The 23,588-nt window shown below is 57.3% G+C and carries 25 protein-coding genes; 14 read left to right on the forward strand and 11 right to left on the reverse strand.

The genetic code is table 11. From position 1 onward, the window contains the following. Window positions 1-23 precede the first annotated feature (23 nt). The 12 genes from glyA to ybaK all read left to right on the forward strand — a co-directional run bounded on the left by glyA (window position 24) and on the right by ybaK (window position 9,592). Window positions 24-1,286 (forward strand): serine hydroxymethyltransferase, encoded by a 1,263-nt coding sequence (gene glyA / locus ACXADJ_RS11965; RefSeq protein ID WP_475066190.1) that lies wholly within the window; start codon window positions 24-26, stop codon window positions 1,284-1,286. Window positions 1,287-1,870: 584 nt separating this feature from the next. Further along, the gene (locus ACXADJ_RS11970) at window positions 1,871-2,230 is read left to right on the forward strand and encodes a hypothetical protein (protein ID WP_475066192.1); all 360 of its coding nucleotides are present in this window, start codon (window positions 1,871-1,873) and stop codon (window positions 2,228-2,230) included. Between the two features lie 74 nt (window positions 2,231-2,304). Further along, window positions 2,305-2,829 (forward strand): transcriptional regulator NrdR, encoded by a 525-nt coding sequence (gene nrdR / locus ACXADJ_RS11975; RefSeq protein WP_475066194.1) that lies wholly within the window; start codon window positions 2,305-2,307, stop codon window positions 2,827-2,829. Beyond that, the gene (gene ribD / locus ACXADJ_RS11980; RefSeq protein ID WP_475066196.1) at window positions 2,826-3,980 is read left to right on the forward strand and encodes a bifunctional diaminohydroxyphosphoribosylaminopyrimidine deaminase/5-amino-6-(5-phosphoribosylamino)uracil reductase RibD; all 1,155 of its coding nucleotides are present in this window, start codon (window positions 2,826-2,828) and stop codon (window positions 3,978-3,980) included. Before nrdR ends, ribD begins: the two co-directional genes overlap by 4 nt. After that, window positions 3,980-4,642: a riboflavin synthase gene (locus tag ACXADJ_RS11985; RefSeq protein WP_475066198.1), complete on the forward strand. Its 663-nt coding sequence runs from the start codon at window positions 3,980-3,982 to the stop codon at window positions 4,640-4,642. Before ribD ends, ACXADJ_RS11985 begins: the two co-directional genes overlap by 1 nt. A 131-nt stretch (window positions 4,643-4,773) precedes the next feature. Further along, on the forward strand, window positions 4,774-5,892 hold the full coding sequence (gene ribBA / locus ACXADJ_RS11990) for a bifunctional 3,4-dihydroxy-2-butanone-4-phosphate synthase/GTP cyclohydrolase II (RefSeq protein ID WP_475066199.1): 1,119 nt from the start codon (window positions 4,774-4,776) through the stop codon (window positions 5,890-5,892). A gap of 30 nt (window positions 5,893-5,922) precedes the next feature. Further along, on the forward strand, window positions 5,923-6,399 hold the full coding sequence (gene ribH / locus ACXADJ_RS11995; RefSeq protein ID WP_475066201.1) for a 6,7-dimethyl-8-ribityllumazine synthase: 477 nt from the start codon (window positions 5,923-5,925) through the stop codon (window positions 6,397-6,399). A 5-nt stretch (window positions 6,400-6,404) separates the two neighbouring features. Next, window positions 6,405-6,905, forward strand: coding sequence for a transcription antitermination factor NusB (gene nusB / locus ACXADJ_RS12000; RefSeq protein WP_051219109.1), 501 nt, complete (start codon window positions 6,405-6,407; stop codon window positions 6,903-6,905). Between the two features lie 17 nt (window positions 6,906-6,922). Then, window positions 6,923-7,939, forward strand: coding sequence for a thiamine-phosphate kinase (gene thiL, locus ACXADJ_RS12005; protein WP_475066202.1), 1,017 nt, complete (start codon window positions 6,923-6,925; stop codon window positions 7,937-7,939). 103 nt (window positions 7,940-8,042) lie between these two features. Then, window positions 8,043-8,774 carry an SIMPL domain-containing protein gene (locus ACXADJ_RS12010; protein WP_475066204.1) on the forward strand — a complete coding sequence of 244 codons (732 nt, stop codon included), beginning with the start codon at window positions 8,043-8,045 and terminating at the stop codon, window positions 8,772-8,774. A gap of 81 nt (window positions 8,775-8,855) precedes the next feature. Further along, on the forward strand, window positions 8,856-9,119 hold the full coding sequence (locus ACXADJ_RS12015) for a DUF1653 domain-containing protein (RefSeq protein WP_475066206.1): 264 nt from the start codon (window positions 8,856-8,858) through the stop codon (window positions 9,117-9,119). Then, window positions 9,119-9,592 carry a Cys-tRNA(Pro) deacylase gene (gene ybaK, locus ACXADJ_RS12020; protein WP_475066207.1) on the forward strand — a complete coding sequence of 158 codons (474 nt, stop codon included), beginning with the start codon at window positions 9,119-9,121 and terminating at the stop codon, window positions 9,590-9,592. The genes ACXADJ_RS12015 and ybaK overlap by 1 nt, the downstream gene beginning before the upstream one ends. 29 nt (window positions 9,593-9,621) lie before the next feature. Here ybaK and ACXADJ_RS12025 read toward each other — a convergent pair whose 3' ends face one another. From ACXADJ_RS12025 to ACXADJ_RS12055, 7 genes are all read right to left on the reverse strand, one after another. Beyond that, window positions 9,622-10,170: a BLUF domain-containing protein gene (locus ACXADJ_RS12025; protein WP_475066209.1), complete on the reverse strand. Its 549-nt coding sequence runs from the start codon at window positions 10,168-10,170 to the stop codon at window positions 9,622-9,624. 132 nt (window positions 10,171-10,302) lie between these two features. Further along, on the reverse strand, window positions 10,303-10,593 hold the full coding sequence (locus ACXADJ_RS12030; RefSeq protein WP_475066210.1) for a DUF3861 domain-containing protein: 291 nt from the start codon (window positions 10,591-10,593) through the stop codon (window positions 10,303-10,305). Then, window positions 10,590-10,916 (reverse strand): DUF190 domain-containing protein, encoded by a 327-nt coding sequence (locus tag ACXADJ_RS12035; protein WP_475066212.1) that lies wholly within the window; start codon window positions 10,914-10,916, stop codon window positions 10,590-10,592. The genes ACXADJ_RS12030 and ACXADJ_RS12035 overlap by 4 nt, the downstream gene beginning before the upstream one ends. Before the next feature lies 1 nt (window position 10,917). Next, window positions 10,918-11,649, reverse strand: a complete 732-nt coding sequence (locus tag ACXADJ_RS12040) for an SDR family oxidoreductase (RefSeq protein WP_475066214.1) — start codon at window positions 11,647-11,649, stop codon at window positions 10,918-10,920. A gap of 10 nt (window positions 11,650-11,659) precedes the next feature. Then, window positions 11,660-12,184 carry a GlcG/HbpS family heme-binding protein gene (locus tag ACXADJ_RS12045; protein WP_475066217.1) on the reverse strand — a complete coding sequence of 175 codons (525 nt, stop codon included), beginning with the start codon at window positions 12,182-12,184 and terminating at the stop codon, window positions 11,660-11,662. 20 nt (window positions 12,185-12,204) lie between these two features. Beyond that, the gene (locus ACXADJ_RS12050) at window positions 12,205-13,260 is read right to left on the reverse strand and encodes an HlyD family secretion protein (RefSeq protein WP_475066218.1); all 1,056 of its coding nucleotides are present in this window, start codon (window positions 13,258-13,260) and stop codon (window positions 12,205-12,207) included. A gap of 54 nt (window positions 13,261-13,314) precedes the next feature. Further along, window positions 13,315-14,940, reverse strand: a complete 1,626-nt coding sequence (locus tag ACXADJ_RS12055; RefSeq protein ID WP_475066220.1) for an MFS transporter — start codon at window positions 14,938-14,940, stop codon at window positions 13,315-13,317. A gap of 153 nt (window positions 14,941-15,093) precedes the next feature. Between ACXADJ_RS12055 and ACXADJ_RS12060 the strand changes: the two genes are divergently transcribed. After that, complete coding sequence (locus ACXADJ_RS12060) at window positions 15,094-15,735, forward strand: TetR/AcrR family transcriptional regulator (RefSeq protein WP_475066222.1); 642 nt, start codon at window positions 15,094-15,096, stop codon at window positions 15,733-15,735. 21 nt (window positions 15,736-15,756) lie between these two features. Here the strand turns inward: ACXADJ_RS12060 and ACXADJ_RS12065 are convergent, their stop codons facing one another. The 3 genes from ACXADJ_RS12065 to ACXADJ_RS12075 all read right to left on the reverse strand — a co-directional run bounded on the left by ACXADJ_RS12065 (window position 15,757) and on the right by ACXADJ_RS12075 (window position 21,496). Next, window positions 15,757-18,927 carry an efflux RND transporter permease subunit gene (locus ACXADJ_RS12065; protein WP_475066224.1) on the reverse strand — a complete coding sequence of 1,057 codons (3,171 nt, stop codon included), beginning with the start codon at window positions 18,925-18,927 and terminating at the stop codon, window positions 15,757-15,759. Next, window positions 18,927-20,078 carry an efflux RND transporter periplasmic adaptor subunit gene (locus ACXADJ_RS12070; protein WP_475066226.1) on the reverse strand — a complete coding sequence of 384 codons (1,152 nt, stop codon included), beginning with the start codon at window positions 20,076-20,078 and terminating at the stop codon, window positions 18,927-18,929. Before ACXADJ_RS12070 ends, ACXADJ_RS12065 begins: the two co-directional genes overlap by 1 nt. Window positions 20,079-20,158: 80 nt before the next feature. Then, window positions 20,159-21,496, reverse strand: coding sequence for a TolC family protein (locus tag ACXADJ_RS12075; RefSeq protein ID WP_475066228.1), 1,338 nt, complete (start codon window positions 21,494-21,496; stop codon window positions 20,159-20,161). A gap of 52 nt (window positions 21,497-21,548) precedes the next feature. Between ACXADJ_RS12075 and ACXADJ_RS12080 the strand changes: the two genes are divergently transcribed. Next, window positions 21,549-21,836 carry a hypothetical protein gene (locus ACXADJ_RS12080; RefSeq protein ID WP_475066229.1) on the forward strand — a complete coding sequence of 96 codons (288 nt, stop codon included), beginning with the start codon at window positions 21,549-21,551 and terminating at the stop codon, window positions 21,834-21,836. A 315-nt stretch (window positions 21,837-22,151) separates the two neighbouring features. Here the strand turns inward: ACXADJ_RS12080 and ACXADJ_RS12085 are convergent, their stop codons facing one another. Beyond that, window positions 22,152-23,480 carry an ATP-binding protein gene (locus ACXADJ_RS12085; protein ID WP_475066230.1) on the reverse strand — a complete coding sequence of 443 codons (1,329 nt, stop codon included), beginning with the start codon at window positions 23,478-23,480 and terminating at the stop codon, window positions 22,152-22,154. Window positions 23,481-23,588 lie beyond the last annotated feature (108 nt).

A 23,588-nucleotide genomic window follows, 5' to 3' on the forward strand; every position in this document is an offset into this window, starting at 1 on the left:
TTAACTCTATTGAGGATGCCCGGATGTTTAGCCGCGATATGAACATTGCCGACTTCGATCCTGAACTGTGGACTGCCATGCAGGCAGAAGATGCCCGTCAGGAACACCACATCGAACTGATTGCTTCCGAGAACTACACTAGCCCACGCGTGATGGAAGCACAGGGCTCCCAGCTGACCAACAAGTACGCCGAAGGCTACCCGGGCAAGCGTTACTACGGTGGTTGTGAACACGTTGACGTGATCGAACAACTGGCCATCGACCGCGCCAAGGAACTGTTTGGTGCCGGTTACGCCAACGTTCAGCCTCACTCCGGCTCCCAGGCCAACGCCGCTGTATTCATGGCGCTGGTCAAGCCAGGCGACACCGTACTGGGCATGAGCCTGGCACACGGTGGTCACCTGACTCACGGTGCATCCGTATCCTTCTCTGGCCGTATCTACAACGCCGTTCAGTACGGTCTGAACGCCGAAACTGGCGAGATCGACTACGAAGAAGTTGAGCGTCTGGCCAAAGAACACAAGCCAAAAATGATCATCGCAGGCTTCTCTGCATACTCTCGCGTGGTTGACTGGGCTCGTTTCCGCACCATCGCTGACGAAGTAGGCGCTTACCTGTTCGTTGACATGGCCCACATCGCTGGTCTGGTTGCAGCAGGCGTTTACCCGTCTCCAGTTGGCATCGCTGACGTTGTCACCACCACCACTCACAAAACCCTGCGTGGTCCACGTGGTGGTCTGATCCTGGCCAACGAAGACGAAGAGCTGAACAAGAAGCTGAACTTCGCTGTATTCCCTGAATCCCAGGGCGGCCCATTGATGCACGTGATCGCCGCCAAGGCCGTGTGTTTCAAGGAAGCGCTGAGCGAAGAATACAAAGCCTACCAGGCCCAGGTGGTTAAAAACGCCCAGGCCATGGCCGAAACCTTCATCAGTCGTGGTATCAACATTGTTTCCGGCGGTACTGACGACCACCTGTTCCTGGTTGACCTGATTGGTAAGGAATACTCCGGTAAAGACGCTGACGCAGCCCTGGGCCGCGCCAACATCACCGTGAACAAGAACTCCGTACCAAACGACCCACGCTCCCCGTTCGTGACCTCCGGTATCCGTATCGGTAGCCCGGCTGTGACTTCCCGTGGCTTCAAGGAAGAACAGTGCGCGCAACTGGCTGGCTGGATCTGTGACGTGTTCGAAGGTCTGGAAAACGGCAACTCCGACGCCGTTGAAGCCGACGTTAAAGCCAAGGTTGTTGCCCTGTGTGAAGAATTCCCGGTTTACCGTTAATTCAACACACAGCGTGTAATGCGCTGTGGCAAGACCAACAAACGCCCCGTAAGCGCCGCTTACGGGGCGTTTGTGTTTCTGGGGTCTGGCGTCTGGCGTCTGGCGTCTGGCGTCTGGCGTCTGGCGTCTGGCGTCTGGCCAACATTGTGGGAGAGAGCTTGCTCTCGATAAATACAAACCATCGGCAGCAAGCTGCCTCCCACAACTTTCCTGTAGGTCGGATAAGCCTGCGCCATCCGACAAAGGGACAGCCCAGGCACGTCAGATGGCAGCCGCTTCGCGTCTTTATCTGACCTACAACCCAACTCCCGACACCCGATTTCAAACAAGGTATTTTGCGCCACAGTAGACAATTTAAGACACCCAATTTTAGTGCCAGTTTTTATCAACAGATCCTGACAAAGCCTGTGCCTTCAAGGCCAAACCAGATAACTATCAACAACTTGCAGACACCGCTGTCACACGCTCGCAACAATTGAGTAACACCTTTCCATCAGGGGGCGTTTTTTTGGTTGCCCCTTCAAGCATTTTTCATAGAATTGCGAGCAATTTCCTTTCTGTCAGTCACCCACAAAGGAGGCGTCATGGACACTGTTTTTGGCAAAGCCCAAACCCAATGGACACCGATCAATGAAACTGGCCTGCAACAACGCATCAAAGCCGCGGTTGCTCGTATTCCGGAACGCCAGAAAGCCCTGTGGGAATTGATTCGATTGCCGTCGCCGGAAATCTGGCAGCAGCATCCCTGGGCCGATGAAGGCTGTGGTTTCTGGGTTGTCGCCACCTACGGCCGTTGCTGTGTGTATTTCAACGACGTCACCCACGGTTTCGCCGTTAGCCGTTTCAAACGCTGGGGCAATATCGACCACTTTGAAACCAAACCCGACGGGCTGGACGACATTCTTTCTGAACTGGTGCAGAACGACGCTGAAGTCGTTGCCTGAACCCGGTCGCAGGAGTAGAATTGCGCGCTTTGGCCAAAGCGCCTCCATTCGCTCTTTAGATCACCGTTCAGCTTATGCACTGTCCATTCTGCTCACATTCAGAAACCAAGGTGGTCGATTCCCGCTTGATGGCCGACGGAACTCAAATCCGTCGCCGTCGCGAGTGCTGTGACTGTAGCCAGCGCTTCACCACCTTTGAAACCATCGAGCTCAATCTGCCGCTTGTCGTCAAGCAAAGCGGCGAACGCGAAACCTTCCTCGAAAACAAACTCCGCAGTGGCGTATTGCGTGCCCTCGAAAAGCGTCCGATTGCTGCCGACGCAACCGACGCCATGATTAACCGGGTACTGCAAACCCTGCGCAACCTGCACGAAAAAGAAGTCAGCAGCCGTCATATTGGCGAGCTGGTGATGGCCGAACTGCGTCAACTCGACGAGGTAGCGTTTGTGCGCTTTGCCTCGGTGTACCGCAGCTTTCAGGACATTGAAGAATTCCGCGCCGAAATCGAACAGCTGTCGCAGCAGGTTCCGGCCAACCAGCCAATCGGCGAATTCAACACCGACATCAAACCGGCGGTTTCCGGAGAGCCACTGCCATGAGCACGCTGTCTTGCGAAACCCCGGATCAGGTATGGATGGCCCGTGCGCTCAAGCTGGCCGCCAAAGGCCTCTACTCCACCAGCCCCAACCCTCGGGTTGGCTGCGTGATTGTCGGCAGTGACTCAGACGGCAATGAGGTTGTGGTAGGAGAAGGCTGGCATCAAAAAGCCGGTGAGCCCCACGCCGAAGTCAACGCCCTGCGCGCGGCTGGTGAACGTGCCCGTGGTGCCACCGCCTACGTCACGCTGGAACCGTGCAGCCACTACGGCCGCACGCCGCCGTGCGCCAAAGGCCTGATTGAAGCAGGCGTAACCCGTGTTGTCGCCGCCTGCGCCGACCCCAACCCTCAGGTTGCCGGCCGTGGCTTTGGCATGTTGCGCGATGCCGGTATCGACGTCACAGAAGCCTGTCTGGCGGCAGAAGCCGAACAGCTTAACGTTGGCTTTATGAAGCGCATGCGCACTGGCTTGCCGTACGTGCGCATCAAGCTGGCCCAGAGCCTTGACGGCCGCACCGCCATGCAAAGCGGCGAAAGTCAGTGGATTACAGGACCACAGGCCCGTAGCGATGTGCAACGACTGCGAGCCCGCAGCTGTGCTGTGATTACCGGCGCGGACTCGGTATTGATCGACAACCCGTCGATGACTGTCCGACCGTCTGAGACCGGCATTGAACAAGCCGAATACTTGTGGCGTCAACCTCTGCGAGTGCTGGTCGACAGCCGTCAACGAGTGACGCCTGAGGCTAAACTGTTCAGCCTCGCCGGGGATATTCTGATTGCCTGCCACAACGAACCAGGTGCCGACTTCAGTGCCTGTGAAGCCCGGGTCAGTCACTGGCAAGCCGCTGCCAGCAGCGACAAGGTCGACCTCGAAGCCCTGCTGCGCCATTTGGCGACGCAAGGTTGCAACGAAGTTTTAGTCGAAAGCGGCGCTCAACTGGCGGGCGCCTTTGTCGCCGCCGGTCTGGTCGACGAACTGGTGGTGTACACCGCTCCGACGCTGTTGGGCAGCAACGCCCGACCGCTATTGAATTTGCCGTTCGACCGCATGCAACAGCAAGTGCGCTGGCAGTGGCAGGATGTCCGTATGGTTGGCAACGACCTGCGTCTGACCCTGACTCCGGCGGCCACCGAACAAGAGGAACACTGATGTTTACCGGTATTATTGAAGCCGTAGGCACCATCAGCCAGGCCCAACAGGTTTCTGGCGATATCCGGCTGGTGATCAACACTGGCGCGCTCGATCTGGCCGACGTGCAATTGGGCGACAGCATCGCCACCAACGGCGTCTGCCTGACGGTGGTGGAGCTGACCGGCTCAGGCTTTGCCGCCGATGTATCACGCGAATCGCTGGCTCATACCCGCATTGGCGAGTGGGCCGCGGGCACCAAAGTGAATCTGGAAAAGGCCTTGCTGCCGACCACCCGCCTTGGCGGTCATCTGGTCAGCGGTCATGTTGATGGCGTTGGTATTGTGCGCAGCCGCGAAGCAGACGCCCGTTCGATCCGTTTCAGCATCGAAGCACCGGCGCAGCTGCGTAAGTACATCGCTGCCAAAGGCTCCATTACCGTGGATGGTGTCAGCCTGACGGCCAATGACCTGACCGCCGACGGCTTCACTCTCAACATCGTGCCGCATACAGCCGCTGAGACAACCCTGATTTCCATTCAGGCGGGTGATCAGGTACACCTCGAAGTTGATATGATTGCCCGCTATCTGGAGCAGCTGCTGAAACCGGAAACGGCGACACCGCAATCCCGCCTGACCGAGGGATTTCTGGCCGAACACGGCTTTATGAAACGCGGCTATTAGTCAGAGCACGTGCCCCTTACACGGACACGTAGATCCGGCAAAGAAAAAGTCGGCACCAGACCGACTGCGTAATGCAAATGGCTGTAACATCAGCCAGACTTGAACGTTGGAACCAGCAAACAGGCTAGAGCATGGCACTGAACAGCATTGAAGACATTATTGCCGACATTCGCGACGGCAAAATGGTCATCCTGATGGATGACGAAGACCGCGAAAACGAAGGCGATATCATTGTCGCAGCCGAAAAAGTAACGCCAGAAATCATCAACTTCATGGCCACCGAAGCCCGTGGTCTGCTGTGTTTGACCCTTACCGGCGAACGCTGTGATTTCCTTGGCCTGCCATCCATGGTAGCCAGCAACGGCGCCAGCTTCTCGACCCCGTTCACCGTGTCGATTGAAGCCGCCGAAGGTGTCACCACCGGTATTTCGGCTGCCGACCGCGCCAAGACCATTCTGGCCGCAGTCAACCCGATGGGTAAACCGGAAGACATCGTTCAGCCGGGTCACATTTTCCCGTTGCGTGCGCGTCCGGGCGGTGTACTGAGCCGCGCTGGTCATACGGAAGCCGGTTGCGACCTGTCGCGTCTGGCAGGTCTGATTCCGGCGGCGGCTATTATTGAAGTCATGAACCCGGACGGCACCATGGCCCGTCGTCCGGAACTGGAAGTGTTTGCCGAAAAACACAACATCAAGATCGGCACCATCGCCGACCTGATCCACTACCGCATCAACAACGAAAAAACCGTTGAGCTGGTTAGTGCAGACGATGTTGAAACCGAATTCGGCACTTTCAAACTGCACACCTTCCGCGACACCATCGAAGGCAACACCCACCTGGCACTGACCATGGGTGAGATCAACGCCGACGACCCTACCGTGGTGCGTGTGCAAACCAACAACTACCTGCGCGACGTGCTGGGCATGCGTCCGCAACAGGGTTCCAGCTGGTCTTCCCAGGCGGCCCTGAAGCGCATTGCCGATGAAGGCAAGGGTGTACTGGTGGTGTTGTCTGCGGGCCAATGCGAAACCATCGACGCCAGCCTGGACGATTTTTTCGGCCGCGCCCGTCCGGTACGCAGCCCCAACAAGGACAGCTCCGGCGCCTTCCTGACCATTGGTACCGGTTCGCAGATTTTGTGCGAACTGGGGGTTCAGAAAATGCGCCTGCTCAGCTCTGAAATGAAGTACAGCGGTATCTCCGGTTTCGGTCTGGAAATTACCGAATACCTGCCGTTTGATGCCGACTAACGAACGTTATACGAATTATTGGAAGCTCACATGAAAGACATTCAAGTAATCGAAGGAAACCTGACCCCGAACGATGGCAAGTACGCCATTGTCGTGGGTCGCTGGAACGCATTTGTTGTTGAAAGCCTGCTGGAAGGCGCAGTCGACAGCCTGCTGCGTCACGGTGTTGAAAAAGACAACATCACCATCATCCGTGCACCGGGTGCTTTTGAAATTCCGGTTGTTGTACAGCGCGTTGCTGCTTCCGAGAAATACGACGCCATCATCGCCCTGGGTGCGGTAATCCGTGGCGGTACGCCACACTTTGAATACGTTGCTGGCGAATGCACCAAAGGTCTGGCCTCCGTGTCACTGGAATACGGCCTCCCGGTTTCCTTCGGCGTACTGACCGTAGACAGCATCGAACAAGCGATCGAACGTTCCGGCACCAAAGCCGGTAACAAGGGTGAAGAAGCAGCGATGTCTGCCTTCGAAATGGTTTCCCTGCTGAACGCTCTGGAGGACTGATTCGAATGTCCCGTGCTTCCGGCAACCACAAACCAAGCCCTGCTGCGCGTCGCAAGGCGCGTCGCTTCGCGGTACAGGCACTGTATCAATGGCAACTGTCTGGCGCCAACCTGGGCCAGATCGAAGCTGAGTTCCGTGCCGACAACGACATGAGCAAAGTCGACCTGGAATACTTCCACGACATTCTTCATGGCGTGCCAAAGGATTGCGCAACACTGGACGAGAAAATCACCCCACTGCTGGACCGTCGTCTCGACGAGATGACTCCGGTTGAAATGGCCATCCTGCGTCTGGGTGCATTTGAAATGCTGCACCGCATCGACGTGCCATACAAAGTGGTGATTAACGAATCGGTAGAACTGGCCAAAACCTTCGGCGCCACCGACGGACACAAGTTCGTTAACGGCGTACTGGACAAACTGGCCCAGCGTACCCGCAGTGTCGAAATTCGCGGTGGCAACAAGCCTGCCTCTTCCGGCAAGCCGTCCCGCCCAAGCGAACGCTGATCATCAGCACTGCGTCGATGAGTTCCGAATTTGAACTGATCAAACGCTGCTTCAGCGAAGGGTATCCTCACAGCGAGGATACCCTTTTTGCGATTGGTGACGACGCCAGCCTGGTGCGCCCACCGGCCGACGCCATTCTGGTGCAAAGCCTCGACACCCAGGTCGCCGACGTCCACTTTCCGGCCAACGCCCCCGCCAACCTGATTGCCCAACGTGCCTTGCGTTGCGCCGTCAGTGATCTGGCCGCCATGGGCGCGCGCCCACAAGCCTTCCTGCTGGGCCTGACCCTGCCCCACAACCAACCCGACTGGCTCGATGATTTTGCCAATGGCCTACGTGCCGGTGCCCACCAGTGCGGTATCGCCCTGATTGGCGGCGACACCACCAAGGGCAAACAACTGGTGGTCAGTGTGTCGGTACAAGGCTGGATTGATAGCGAACACGCCAATGCCCGTAGCCTGCGCCGCAACAACGCCCAACCAGACGACGACGTTTGGGTCAGTGGTGTGATTGGAGAATCGGCACTGGCGCTGCCACAAATTCTGAAACGACCGGACTGGCAAGACGGCCTCGCCGAGGCCTATTACTACCCTCAGCCCAGATTAGCGCTTGGCCAGGCACTGCATGGACTGGCCCATGCCGCCATGGATATTTCCGATGGCCTGCTACAGGACGCCCGCCACATTGCCGCAGCCTCTGGCGTTGCAATACAGCTCGACGGCGAACAGATCCCAACCGCAGCGCCATTGGGCCACCCGGAATGGATGACCTGCCTCAGCGGCGGCGACGATTACGAGCTGCTTTTTACCGCGCCTGCATCGGCACGGGCAGCACTTCAGCAGCTGTCCCACACGCTGGATTTACCGCTTAGCCGCATTGGTGTTTGTTCAGATGTTGGTTCGGCTGGTTCTTCAGAGACTGGCTCAGCTAAGCCTGACCTGAGTAAACCCCTGACAAATAAGCCAGAACCCGTCACCTTACTGCTGAACGGGCAGCCGGTGGTTGCCCGACAAGGCGGTTATCAGCACTTCTGATCCGCGTCGCCGTTTGTTGAAATCGGTCAAGGATTCAACAGGAACCAAATCTGTAAAGTGCGGGTCAGTGCTTCTCAGAACAACGACTCCCGGATGCCCGACCATGAAATTTCTGACCCCAGTGTACGCACTGATGCTCGCCAGCAGCTCGCTTTACATCAGCACCAGCCACGCCGACACCTCCGTGACGCCGTCTTCCGCCATGGTGCAAGCAGCCACCGTGCAGGTATCGGCCAGCTCGGAAGTCAAATCCATGCCCGACTACGTGCTGGTTAACCTGCAACTGAACGACACCCAGCCAACGCTGGAAGAAGCCAAAACCAGTGTCGACAAAGCCTTCGGTCAGCTGCTGAACATCACCAATGAGCTGAACATTCCACAAGGCATGGTGCGGGCTGAACAAATCCGCAACTACCCGCGCTATCAATGGAACCGCGGCGACCGTCGCTACACCGGTGAAGAAGTCTCCCGCAGCGTGCAAATCAGCCTCTATGACCTCGACCAATACACCAGCCTGATCGACCACCTGCTGCAACTGCCACTGGCGCAAATCCAGAACAGCAGCTTCCTGTTTGAAGACCCGACCAAGCTGGAAAACGAGGCCCTGAAAACCGCCCTGCTGAAAGCCCGCGACAAAGCCGAGCTGATGGCCGCCACCATGAAACGTGAACTCGGCGGTGTCATTTCAATGGCCGAAAACGGCAACCACGCGCCATCACCCATGGTATTCCGCTCGGCCTTTGCCAAGGCAGAGTCAGCCGACACCTCCTCCAACATGATGGTGCAGGAACAAAGCGTCAGCACCTCGGTGACGGTGCAGTTCGAACTGAAATAATCCGGTGGCTCACCGGCGCTTGCATCGCAGCGGGCTTAAGGCGCACCATTAGCGGCTTTGATGTACCAACAGGAACACCGAATGACCGCCAACACCAACACTCCGAGCATTCAGCCAGGCCACTACCGCCATTATAAAGGCGCCGACTACGAGGTATTTGGTCTGGTGCGTCACAGCGAAACCGAAGAATGGCTGGTGCATTACCGCACCCTGTACGGCGACTACAGCCACTGGGTGCGACCGTATGAGATGTTCGTCGAGCAAGTGGTGGTTGATGGTGAATCCGTTGACCGCTTCGCCTATCAGGGCCCGGCCACAAACAAAAACGATAGCGAGAACGCCTGATGACACCGGCCATCAAGCTCGCTCAGAAGCAGAAAATTGCCCACGCCGTGCATGAATACAACCACGACCCAAGGGCGGAGTCCTACGGGTTGGAAGCGGCTGAGGCGTTAGGCATCGCCGCCGAGCAAGTGTTCAAAACCCTGCTGGTCGCCCTCACCGGCCACAAAAGCCCATTGGCCGTTGCCATTGTGCCGGTGAACAAACAGCTGAGCCTGAAATTGATCGCCAAAGCGCTGGGAGCCAAAAAAGCCGATATGGCTGATCCCAAAGTCGCGGAAAAAACCACCGGCTACGTAGTCGGAGGCATCAGCCCGCTGGGGCAGAAGAAAGCGCTGCCAACCGTACTCGACAGCAGCGCCGACGCCCTCGCTACCATCCATGTATCGGCTGGCAAACGCGGTTTGGAAATTGAACTCAGCCCCGCCGATTTACTACGCCTGACCCGAGGCAGCAGCGCCGCCATTGCGGCCTGATGTTCCAGCACAGCATCTGGTTTTATCCCCTAGCGTCCAAACAAACGCCCCAACCAGCCGCTTTGCTGCACTGGTGGGTGGCCAGGCGGCTGGGAAAGCGGCTGATTGCTGGCTATGGAAGCAACCGCTGCAGCCGGGTCAATCACTGTCGAAGCATTAACAGCATCATGGAAGAACAGCAGTAACTCATCGATCAGCTGCTCCTCAAACAGGTAGGGGTTAAACACATCCATACCGTGTCCTTTCAAAAACTGCTGAACATCCTGCTGCGCTGGTACGTACTTCATCGACCAGTTTGAGAACATGCGAGTCATGGTCACATGGGTACGAATCACCCGCGCATTATAATGGCGGCTATCCGCCTGGATTCTGGCATAGGTCGACTCAACCGCTTCTCGCTCCCCTTCCAGACACTGAAAGAAAAACCCATCGCCGTAATACAACACACCACCGATATGATCGCGGCTGTTGTTGCGACGACTTTGGGTAAGAATACCTCCAATTGCCGGATTCACCGTCGCGCCCTCAGCCGCGTCTCTTGCCTGACTGGCGTACACCAGCCGAATCATGTCGCTCATATCCACTCCGAATGCCCAATGTGATACAAATGCTATACAAAAGCGATTCAGAATATGATTAATTCACCCTATCAGCCAGATAAAGGGCTCAATGCGCTGATTGCGGAACGCCCGAGCCAAACACGGAATAACTCAGCCCTTGCCTTTCAGCTTTTTCATAAACTGCATAAAGTGCGGCCCCATTTCTTCAAACAACGGATGGCTCTTGTTCTCCAGAATGGTTTCGCCAAACAGCTTCAGGCCCAGCGCAAACGGTACCGCTTTGTCTTCTGGTAACCCGGACAGTTTTTTGACCTTCTCGACCACGGCGAAAATGTCATCGTGATTGCCCACTTCAAATACCAGCGGTTCTTCGTAGCTGGAGGGATTCCCCTTGGCGTCCGCCAGGTGTTCAACCTGAACTCGATATTGATGTTGTTTCATACCTTCTCCTTCTTGCCCGAAAGCCCGAACTCAACCGCGGTAATGGTGTAAAAAATGGAAACTGGCTGCTGCGCCAGATGCTCCATCAAACGTTGTTTATCTGTCTCATTCACCACCACCATGATTTGCAGCGGTTGCTCGGCACTGTCGAACATGGTGATGGCATGCAACTGGCCGTCGTGACCGATACCTTCGATGGACCCGTTCATGGTGGCCCCCTTCAATCCAAGCGATGCTGCCTGTTGCAACAACCACGCCGCTTCAGACTGCTGACCTACGGTGCGTTGCTGCAAGGTATAAAACGTAATCTGGTAACCTTTCATGTCATCTTCCCAGCATAATGCCGCCATCCACTGCGATGGCCTGGCCGGTAATAAAGCCATTGGTGATCAGAAACAGGTAAGCCTGTGAAATCTCATCCACTTCGGCAGTGCGCTTCATCGGAATACTGTCGGCGAAGTGTTGGCGAATCTGCTCTTTTTGCTCCGGGTTCATATCGCGCCAGAAGGTGGTGACCGTCCAGGTCGGCGACACCGCATTCACGCGGGCTTTGGGTGCCAGCTCAACCGCCAGCCCTTCTACCAGAGCATTGATTCCCAGATTGCCAATGTAGCTCGCGCAAGCATCCTGGGCCCGGCCTCCGGTGCCGGACGTAAACACCAGGCTGCCGCCCTCTTTCACCTTGCTGGCAGCCAGTTGGCCGATCCGAACGTTAGTAAAAAATTTCGACTCCATCACCCGGCGGATTTCGGCCATATCGGCCGCCAGAAACCCACCGCCCATCACGTCGCCAATCATGGACACCAAGTGGTCAAACGGTTGCAGGTCGGCAAACCACTGCGCCAACGCTTCATGGTCATGGGCATCCAGTTTTTGGGTGGTAATCTCAGTGCCAAATTGCAGCAAGGATTCCCGCGCCTCTGCCAGGCGGTCGTCATGACGGCCAACAATCAGTACGTCGGCCCCCTGTTCTGCCACCAGTTCTGCCGTTCGCAAACCAAAGCCGGAACTGCCGCCAATGATCACAACCTGCTTGTGCTTGAGTGATTGAGTCATGGATTGCCCCTTACTGGTCTGCCAGCGCTTTGGCCGCGACTTCTGCAACCTGCGAATCGTTTGGACCATGGGCACCGCTAACACCCACAGCACCGATGAATGAACCGTCCTTCAGGAACAGCGGCACGCCGCCTTCAAGCGGCGTCACACCGGGAGTGGCCAGAAAGCTCGGCTTGTTATGGTCATTGATGTAATCCTCAAACGCCTTCGACGGCTTACGCAGCAAGGCGGCGGTTTTGGCTTTGCCGATGGCAACCGATGGCGAAATCGCAATGGCATTATCATCACGGGCCAGCGCCACCAACTCGCCGCTGTTATCAACCACGGCAACCGTAATCACCCAGCCGTTTTCTCGGGCTTCGGCCAGCGCCGCGTTAACAACCAGTTCCGCTCCCGCCAGTGAGACTGTTTGCTGTGGCAGTGCCAGTGTTGCCGGTTCCGTTGCGGCCATGGTATCTGCCCCAAACGTCAGGGCTGCAGCCATCGACAAGGCCGCCGTACCATTTTTCAGTTGCTGTGCTGTTTGCTTGAGCATGATCGAAGTTCCTTTTGTATTTAATGAAGAGAAGCCAGTACGTCGGCACTCACCTGCGAGTTCACATCGACAGAAGTCTCTACTGACATCCCCACTTTCAGGGCTGCCAGATTGGCGCTGTCGTCCAGCAAGCGAATGCGAACCGGCAGACGCTGAACCACCTTGGTGAAATTACCCGTGGCGTTATGTGCTGGTACCGCCGACAGGCTGACGCCACTGGCCGGGCCAAGGCGCTCGACAACACCACTGAATGTCCGGCCCGGTAAAGCATCGACCCGAATCAGCACCGTTTGACCGTTCGACATTTGCGCCAGCTGCGTTTCCCGATAGTTAGCTTCAATGTAGAGGCTGTTATCCGGCACCAGCGTCAGCAGTTCCGAGCCGGTTTGCACATAACCACCGCTGCGAGCGGTGCGGCGTGCAACCACGCCATCCACTGGTGCAACGATGCGCATGTAGGACAGCTGCAGTTCAGCCTGCTGCTGTAATGCCACTGCTTTAGCCAGACCGGCTTCGGCCTGCAAAATATTGGCTTTCAGTACCTTGATCTGTTGCTCGGCGGCAGCCAGTAATGCCCGATCTTTCTCGAGTGTGGCCAACTCAATCTGGTATTCCGCGTGGGATTTTTGTTTGTTCTGGCTGGAACCGGCACCGGTCATGGCCAAATTGTCGAAGCGGTCCATTTCCAACTTGGCCAATGCCAAACGAGCCTTGTCCATTTTCAGTGAAGCCCGGGTCTGATTAATCGTTTGCAGCTGCATATCCACGCCCGCCAGTAGTGAACTCAACGCGGCTTCGGCGGCTTTGACATCGGCGCGCGCCTGCTCAACCGCATTGCGCGCCAGATCGTCGTCCAGCTGCACCAGCACATCACCGGCTTTCACCTGCTGGTATTCCTCAACCAGCACCTGTTCAATGACGCCATTGATTCTTGGCGCAACACGCACCAGATCGGCCTGTACATAAGCATCGTTGGTTTGCTGAATTGCGGCTTCAGACTCATGCTGATTCAGCACTACCGCCGCAACGGCAATCACAATGACTGCCGCCGTAGCAATCGGGTATTTCATGTTCATGATGGTTATTCCTCACCCGGAGATTTCGGTTATTCGTTATCAGGCCAGCGGTTATCAAGCCGGAATTGGTTTGGAGCCGCCCCTTGTCTCTGTATCAACAGGGGCATTGACGGTTGGAGGCCTGGGAATCACCGGCGCCGGAATTTTTTGCAGACACAGCACCAGTGGAATCAGCAGCAACGCGGTCCAACCAAACAGGTAAAAGACGTCGGCAATCGCCAGCACCGCCGACTGCCCCGGCAATACCGACGCCAGAGTGGCATCGGCGCTGTGCAAGAACACAGCGGCATCGGCTAACAGGCGGTCAAAGTGATAGGCCGATCGCTGCTGGATCAATTCGCTGATCAAGGCACCACTTACGACCGTACCGAACGCTCGTAAGGCATTGATGATGCCCGCCACAAACGGCCCCTCCATAGGGGCCACCACGCTGGTGCCCAGAAACAGCATCGACACCACCGCCAGCGGCTGGCCAACCATTTGCAGCAACAAGGGGGTTCGGAATTGAAGGACTTCCCACTCCGGTGTCAGACCCGCCGAATAGAAACAGGCTGCCGCAATACACAGCAGGCCCAGGGCAAACAAATAGCGGGCATCGATCCATCGCTGGTACAGCAGAATGGCGACCAAAGACCCCAACACAAGCTGTGGCATACCGACCAGCAAACCGATGCTGTAAAGCTGTTCCATGGTGAAACCGTGCATTTGTTCAAGCGCCTGTACCGGCAGTACGACCCCGGTCGATAGCGTCAGTAGCAACACAAAAAAGACACTGAATCCGAGGCCCAGATTACGGCGTCCCAGCATCTGCAGCTTCATGAATGGCGCCGGATGGAACCACTCGGTAATCAGGTACAACACCACCAGCCCGCCACCAGCCAACAGCAATGCCGAGATCAGCGGCGACACCAACCAGTCCAGCCGAACAGCCTCGCCCAACCCCAGCGCCAGCAGCACCAGACCCGGCATCCCCAATGCCATGCCCAGCCAGTTGGCCTGTTTCAGACGAGGCAAAATCACTGGCAGCTTCGGAATGCCGTATCCCACCAGTGCGGCGGCCAGCAAACCGATCGGGATGATTTGCCAGAAAGCCCAACGCCAGTCCTGCATGATGTCGATACTCCAGCTCGCCAGCCATAAGGCTACATTGGGCGCCAATGTCGCGGTCATGGCGTACAGCGCCAGACCATGCAGTCGAACTGGCAGCGGCAGGAATCGCAGCGCCGCCATCATCAGCAGTGGAATCAATGCACCCGCTGACAGCCCTTGCAGTAATCGCACAACCATCAGGACTTCCAGACTGTGGATAAAGGGGACCAACAACCCCAGTGCCAAGGTGCTGAACAACATGACGAGATGAAAACGTCGTAATGAGAAAGTAATCGCAAACCAGCTGGCAAATGGCATGGCGGCCAGCTCGCCTGCGGCATAAATACTATGCAGCCAGGACGCCGCATCAGCAGAAATGCCCAAATGGCCTTGAATATCCGCTTCCAGCAACCCTGGCACCCGGTTACTCAAGCCCGCGACCATGGCTGCCAGCAATACGCCCAACAAACCCATCGCCAATCGAGGGCCAAAGGTCGGTCCTGCTGGCGGCCCACCTGCCGGTTTGCCCGGGGCAGCAGCAGGTACTAGGGTGTCCGAGCGATGATCTGAAGAAGCGGATGCTGCGGTCATGACGAGACAAGTCCGGTTATCTGGGTTCGAGATAAAGTATACCGATCGGTACACCATCAAAATACAAAGTAAACCGATCGGTACATCTTGAGTCAAGCATCCTGATGGCGATATAGTCTGAAACAATCCTTATTGAAAAAAGACACTATCAAGATGAGCACCAGTAATCACTCTGGCGACGTATCAGAGCAGCCGTTGACTGCAAAGGCAAAAACGGTTCTTGAAGCTGCAACCAAGGTATTTCTTGAGCATGGCTTCAGTGCTTCAACAACCGATATGATTCAGCAACAGGCAGGGGTTTCGAAAGCCACCGTCTATAAGCATTTCGGCAGCAAGGAGGGGTTGTTCAGCGCTATGGTTAAACATGAATGCGACAGCTTTACCGGCAGCCTTCAGAGTATTTTCGGAAGCGGAAGTGAACTTAGTAGTACACTTGAAACACTGGGGCAACGGTATTTACAAATCCTGCTGTCGCCTCGCCGCCTGGCACTCTACCGGGTGGTGGTATCCGAGGCACCGCGATTCCCGGAACTGGGCAAGAACTTCTACCAAACCGGTCCCATGGTAACCCGCACTCTGCTGGCGGAGTACCTGGGCCTGGCCGCCAGAAAAGGCGAAATCGACATCCAGCAAGTGGGTGCCGATGGGGCTGCTGGCATGCTGTTAAGCATGTTGCGTGGTGAAACCCAGCAGGAATGCCTGACGCATCCGGACAGCCATCCGTCTGAGGTGTTTATCCAGCAGCACAGCCATCGGGCGGTTGATGCATTTTTGAAAGCATTCCGGCCCGCTTGAGCCAGAATGCTTAAGGCGTAATCAGACCGAGCGCTTTTCTGACTCAACTGGCATCTGGCTGGCAGCACTTCCCGCCGCCCGGTACAACCAGCGTTGCACGCTATCCAGTCCCACATAAGCCGCTGGCAGTACCAGCAGGCAGATGAAGGTGGTGAACAGGATGCCAAAGCCCAACGACACTGCCATCGGCATGATAAAGCGCGCCTGACGGGAGTTTTCGAACAGCATGGGGGCCAGCCCAAGGAAGGTCGTCAGGGTGGTCAGCAGGATCGGTCGAAAACGTCGAACACCCGCTTCAATGGCCGCCTGACTGGCGGTCAGCCCCGGCCGCAACAAACGCTGACGGTTGGCATAATCCACCAGAATCAGGCTGTCGTTCACCACCACCCCCGACAGCGCCACAATGCCCATGATGCTGATGATCGACAGGCCATAACCCATTGCCATATGGCCGAGTACCGCGCCAACGGTGCCAAACGGAATCACCAGCATAATCAGCAATGGCTGGCTGTAACTGCGGAATGGCAAGGCCAGTAGCACATACACCAGTGCGACGGCCAAACCACCATAAATGGTCATGGCACCGACGCTTTCGCGGGTGTCGGCCTGACTGCCGTCAAAGCCAAAGCTGATGCCAGGGTAACGGGCTTCCAGTACCAGAAACTGGTTGGTTTCCAGCTGGCTCATCAGTGCCGGAATCTGCTCGCGTGGCTCCACATTGGCTTCGACGGTGACAATCTGCTGGCCGTTGCGACGGGAAATACGCGCCGGTGCGAAGGTCTTGTGCAGGGTCGACACTTCGGCCAGTGGCACGTAATCACCTGCAGGGGTCCGAATCTGTAGCCGCTCGATATCGGCGCTGTAACGCCGCTCGTGCTGCGGCAGACGCACCAGTACCGTCACTTCGTTGCTTAAACGCTGCTGACGCAACGCCCGTGCGCCATACAACGCGGCACGAATCTGGCTCGCCACTTCATCGGCTTGCAGCCCCAGACTGCGGCCCAGGGCGTTCAGCTCAACATCCCACATGGGTTTGCCGCTGGTAAAACTGTTGGCCACGTCGCTGACGCCACCCAGCTCTTCCAGCATGTTCGCCATATCCGCGCTGGCAGCAGCCAGAGTACGGGTGTCGGAGCCACGCAGTTCAATGGTCAGGTCGGCACCACCGGATGGACCGCCGCCGCGCTCGGATTCAAAGGTCAGGCTGCGGATACCAGGAATATCGCCAATGGCTTCCCGCCACAACGCCGTGACCTGATAGGACGACACGGTGCGTACTTCTGATGGCATCAGCAGGGCTTCAACTTCCACGGAAGACCCTTCAACATCGCCTTCCATGCTGACCACCACCTGAGTGCCATCGGCTTCCAGCGGTGCGATGGCCTGACGTAGTTTGTCTTCCAGAATCTGGCGAACCTGTTCGGCCTGCTCAAACGGTGCATTACTGGCCAGTTCAACATTGGCGACGGCGTAATCGCCCTCTACCCGAGGGAACATGCTAAAGCCCATACGACCGCTCATCGGCCACGCCATTACCGCTACACCAAAGGCTACGGCCACCGCAACGGTCAGGGTTGGCTGTGCCACACAGGCTTTTAATGCCGGCTGGTAAAGTCGTTCAATAAACCGGCTCAGGCCGCCGTCGACCTTTTGCTGAACGGCGTCCATTTTGCGGCCAATACGGCTGTTGGATTCCTTGTCCAGGCTGGCCAAGTGCGTCGGCATGATAAACAGGGCTTCAATCCAGGAAATGATGAAGCAGCAAATCACCACAATCGGAATGGCGGCAAACATATCGCCCATACGGCCGGGTAAGGTCAGCAGCGGCATAAAGGCAACGATGTTGGTCAGAATGGCGAACGCCAGTGGCACAGCGACTTCCCGCGCGCCTTCAATGGCGGCTTTCGGGAACGACATGCCTTTTTGCATGTGCTCGTATATGTTTTCGCCGGCAATGATGGCGTCGTCGACAACGATGCCCAGCGCGATAATGAACGCGAACATCGAGAACATATTGATCGATACATCGAAGATCGGCAGTAGCAGTATCGCCCCCATAAACGCCGTCGGAATCCCCATGGTGACCCAGAACGCCAGCCGGTACTCCAGAAACAGACTCAGCAGCACAATCACCAGAATCAGACCCACAATGGCGTTATTCAGCAGCAGGCCGACTCGGTCGGAATAGGTTTTGCCATCGTCGTCGGTAATGACAATTTGCACTCCCGGCGGCAGCAGCTCGGCCTTGACGTAATCGAGCCGTTCATAGGCAGCCGCCACGACGGTGGTTGGCGTTTGGTCTTCCGAGCGATACACCCGCAGCCGCACGGCTTCCTGACCGTTGTAAGTCACCCGTTCATTGGTATCTTCAAACCCTTCCACCACGCTGGCAATGTCGCCCAGCCGTAGTTGTACACCCTGGGCATCCTGCACCACGGGCAAGTCGAGGTATTCCTCGGCCCAGTAACGGCGCTCATCCAGTGTGACCAGAATATCGCCACCCGGCGTACGCACGGTGCCCGCGCTTTGTTCCACCGCGTTGCCACCCACCAGCTCGGCAATATCGGACAGCGTCAGGCCGTAGCGTTGCAGCTGTTGCTGCGACAGCTCGATGTGAATCTGTTCGTCGGGCAAGCCACGCATCACCACCTGAGAAATTTCCGGTGCCTGCAACAGCTCGGCCTTGATGCGCTCACCGAGGCGCTTCATTGAAAACGCATCCACCGGGCCGAACACCGCAATTTCCAGCACGTCGATGGTACGGCCTTCAATGCTGACCCGCGGCTGTTCCATGCCACCGGGAAACGTGCCAATGCGGCCGACCGCCTGCTGGATGTCGAGATACAGCTGCTGCAAATCGGCGCCTTTTTCGGCTTCTGCCGAGACTTCCGCCATACCCTGCGACGCCGTTGAGGTCAGCTCCTTGATGCCGTTGATCGACGCCAGCTCGTTCTCAATCGGCAGCACAATGCCTTGCTCGATTTCCAGCGGTGTGGCACCGGGATAACTGGCTTCAACGTTGATGACCTGCTCTTCAAACGGCGGAATGTATTCCTTGCGGATCAGCAGTGACATAACAAAACCACCGATGATCAAAAACGCCATCAGCAGGTTGGGGGCCACGCCATGGCGCGACATCCAGGCAACCGGGCCCTTGTAGCCCGCCACTTCCGGGGTATCTGCGCGCGCCATTACTGGCCTCCCTCACTGCTGGCCAGACTGCTGTCGTTATCAGCAGCGGCTTGCGGATGCTGGGCAACCCGTACAGGCATGCCAGCGGTAATGGCATCAAGCTGGCTCATCAGTAACTGATCCTGCTGTTGCAGTCCCTCGGTGACCCAGGCATGGGTACGGCCGCGCCAGACGACTTGCAGCTGGCGTTGCTGCAAGGCGTTGTTATCCACCACCCAGACACGGTCGAGTTCATCCAGCTGTGCCAACGGAATACGGATGGCACCGGCAATCGCTTTGCCCGGCAGTACCACATCCAGATAGTCGTTCAGCAGCACCGCAGGCTGTTGCTGGTCCTGACTGGCCAGCGGGTCTGACAGCTCCAGCACCACCCGCGCCAGGCGGTCGGCCGCGTTCACGGCTGGTACCACATCCAGTACCGCCGCGCGGCGATGATGCAGCCCCCATGCAGGGTGCGACACCAGCGCCTCGCCGTCGCCATCCAGAAACGGCAGGAATTGCCTTGGCACTTTCACTTCAATCCAGAAGGCGTCGGTATTCACCACCTCGAACAGTGCGGTACTGCTGCTGGCTTGCATGCCGACGGCAATATCACGGCTGATCAGCTGGCCATCGAACGGCATGGTGATGCGGGTGCGTTGCAGGTTCAGCTCGGCTTGCTGCACTGCTGCCTCGGCGCGAGCAACCTGTGCCCGGGCGGATTGCAGCTGTGGTTCACGCAGTACCAGGGCTTTGTCGGCCCCTTGCAGCGAACGACCGGCCAGTTCGTACTCTTCCTGCGCCAGCGACACTTCGCCCTGCTCAATTGTTAGCGCCGCTTTGGCCTGGGCCAGATCCGCCCGCGCTTGTTGCAGCGCCAGTTGATAGTCGGCCGGGTCCAGTTGTGCCAGCACCGTGCCCTTGCTAAAACGAGCTCCCGGGCGGGCATTGGCGTTAATCGACACAATCTGACCGCTAACCCGAGGAGTCAGGCTGACCTGTTCTACCGCCGTTGCCTGACCGCCTGTCGGCCACTGCGGATGCGCTTCGGACGATACCAGCGGCATGGCCTCGACCAACCGGGCCACCGGCTGTTTGGCAACCTTTTTCGGCTCTGGCGTGGTGCTGAATACGGCCCAGGCAATCAGGCCACCAACAGCCAAGACTGCCACTGAAAGCACCAGCGGCAACCGGCTTTGACCCCGTTGGCAGATCAGCCCTGAGCGCTGACTGAGAGAGTAAGAAACAGAAGTCATAGCGGGTTACTCCCTGCTGCTACTGAGGTAGAAGGTGCTGAAGTAGAAAGTGCAGATTGCGAGGACTCGAAGCGTCCATGGCTGACCGAGCGATAAAGTTCGATGCGGTTATTCAGACGCTGCCATTGCAGCGCCAGCAGACTTTGCTCCATCGACAGTACGTCCTGATTGGCGCTTAGCGTCGCCAGAAAATCACCGACGCCACGACGATAGCGGGCTTGCTGATATTCGAAGGTGCGACGGGCCAGGTCGAGCTGTTTTTGCAGGCTCTGCTGCTGTTGCTGCAAGCGTTGTTGCTCAACCAGCAGCCCCTGTACTTGCTGCGCTGCTGCCAACAGGGTTTGACGATAGTCCGCCAGCGCCGCCTGACGGTTGGCTTGCTGACGTTCAACCTCGGCATTGCGGCTGCCGCCGTCCAGTAAAGGCGCGACCAGCCCGGCGGCGAGGTTTGCCGCCCAGTTATCCAGTGCCGATGTCAGCGAAGTGCCACTGCCCTCCAGCCCGGCCGACAGCGTCAGCCGTGGATAGCGATTGGCAGCGGCTGCCGCCAATGCCGCATCGCTGGCCTGCAAGGCATACCAGCTTTGTTGCACATCCGGTCGTGCTTGCAGCTGCTGGACGCCAATGGCAGGCACAGCGTTCTTGTTCAACGTCGTAGCCACCAACACGTCGGCCAGATTCAGTTCAGCCCCTTGCTGCTGCGCGCGATTCAGCCAACGACTGTCGGCCAGCCACAATGCCAGCTGCTGCTGATACAAACGCAAATCGGCCTCGGCAGCGAGAGTATCGGCATTAAGGCTTTCCAGCAGTTGCTGCTGTTGCCAAACGTCCGACACGTCCACCAGCCCCCGTTCAAAACGGGCGTTGGTGATTTTCAGTGACGATTGCAGGCGTTCACGCTGCTGTTCAATCAACCCTAACAGCTGTTGCTGATAGGCACTGCCAAACCAGGCCAGGCTGATTTCCGCGGCAACGCTGTTGGCGACCGTGTTCATGGCTGCACGCTGCGCCTGCGCCGACAACTCGGCTTCGCGGCTAAGGCCGTCCAGACGGCCCCAGAAGTCCAGTTCATAACTGGCCGCAGCCCCCAGCGACCAGCGGTTGCTGTGGTCTGGCTGCCATTGTTGGGTGTTTTTGAGGGAGGCTTCAGCCGTCAGCGACTGATCGGCCCGGGCACTGGCCAACACTGCGCGGCTGGCCTGCCAGCTGGCGTGGGCCGAGTCCAGGCTGTAATTGTTGCTCAGGCCTTGCTGCACCAGCTGGTTCAGCTCGGCGGAATGAAATTGGGTCCACCAATTGGGCACTTCGGTGCCATCGTCGCCCTGCGACGTCATCAGCGTTTCCAGATTGAGTGGCGCTGCCGGGTCTTCAGGCAGCGGAGTAACCGTGCTACATGCGCTGAGCGCGCTTAAAAACAAGGCTACCAAGGGCGCTGCCATTGGCTTGCAGGTAAGGACCGACAACGACGGGCGGCCAGTGTTGTTGCTCGCCATCAGGCGTGGAAGCCGCGTCCCATGGGGCTTCGGCTGGCAATTCGACATGGTTGAATGCTCGATGCGTATGGTGGCTGACAGTAATCCATCAGGAGTAAGCGTTGAATCGAAAAAGATTACTATTCAATTTTTCAAGGAAGGTATAGACAGTCAAGTTAAGGCAAAGTTAAGGACTCTCTGAAAAACTCGGTGCCCGCTCTGGATGACAGGGCGAAGCTGAGTCACGAAGCTGGTTTGCAGGCCTGGCGGGTCAAGTCAAAAATCAGCGACACAGAGTCAGCAATGCCCTGCCATCCCCTTCGGGCGCGGCCTGCAGCCCGCCAGAACGGTGTTGGCGAATTTGGAAAGGACTGGTCATTCCGCTGCATTCGCCGCCTTGTTCTGACAACCTGCAGGACTCGCGCAGAGCTGTGCAGAGTTCTTCAGAGGGTCCTTACGCATGGGAACACGCTCGGTTTTTACAATACGGAGTTGCTGCCACTTGCCTGTTGAAGGATCAGCGCTGGGCAGGCCAACGCATCACAAAGCGGGCGCCACCCAGCGGACTGTCTTCAATATGAACGCTGCCCTGATGGCGTTCGAGGATTTGTTTGACGATGGCCAGTCCCAGTCCATGACCACCGGTTTCACGGGTACGGCTTTTATCACCACGTACAAATGGGTCGAACAACTGCTGACGCTGGGCCAGCGGTATGCCGGGGCCGTCGTCATCCACCATCAGCACACAGCAGTGCGGCTGACCATTCTCTAACAGGTATTGCGCTGTAACCAGCACTCGGCTTTTGGCGTAACGGCAGGCATTGCCGATCAGATTATCCAGCGCCCGCTGCATGGCTTCCGGATTAAAAGCGACGATATCGGCGTGGCTTTCCGGGGCCGCAGACGACGACGGCAACACCAGTTCAGCAGCCAAATCCACAGCAACGGCCGGTTCTGCCAGACGTAACTCCTGGTGCCATTGCTGCAGCCATGCCGTCAGCGACTGGTGCGTCATTGGCAGTTGCAAATGATCACGCTCATAGCGAGCGTACAACAGCAGTTCGCTGACCATTTTTTCCAGCTCGGCGGTGTCTTCGGCAATGCTGTCGAAGCTTATTTTCATATCATCCGGCCCTTCCAGATAACCGGCGTGGTCGAGCTCAAAGCGAATGCGGGCAATCGGCGTACGCAGCTCGTGGGACACCGCATTGACCAGCATTTTATGGCTTTCGATCAGCTGCTGAATTTGCTCGGCCATGGCGTTGAAGTCCCGATTCAAATGCCCCAGCTGATGCAATCCATCGACCTTGGCGCGAACGTCAAAACGGCCTTCTCCAAAAGCCCGATTGGCGTTCTGCAAATGGCGGATACGGCGAAAAACATCCCATGCCCACAAGCCCATCAGCAGGATCAGAATCAGAAAATACGCCAGCACAGCGGTACTGCGAGCGCTGTCCAATTCTTCAATGGTCGAGACCGGGCCAAAGCTGATCACGTCGTCGCTGCCCGGCATTTTGCGCAGCAATTCGTCATCGCCCAGTATCACCAGGGTGTCGCCCCGAAGCAGGGTCTGGCGCTGGTCTTCCGTCAGCTTCAGCGACGCCAGCGGCCTCACCTGAAAGGGAATGTTGCGGCTCGACATCCTTTCGGCTTGCTGCGGCCACTGCGCTCTTGGGGTATTCAACAGCAGTTGCTCGGCCATATAGAAGCCGCCTTCAAAGTCGGCAATGGCATCGTCTTCAAATGCTCCGGTCGATACCGAGTCCACCACCTCCGTTATAAAGGTATCGAAGGTGAACAGCGGTAAGATCAGCAGCAAATAGAGCGGCGCAAAGAGTTTCAGCATGAAGCGGCTTCCGGATGTGTCAGAGCCAGTTTAGTGGCAAGCCGTTGAGCCACTCAGCAGGATGCGCTGAGGGCATATGTTATCGATTGTTATGGCCCAATTGTCTGA

This window comes from Oceanobacter sp. ABM4_470 (assembly GCF_056158645.1).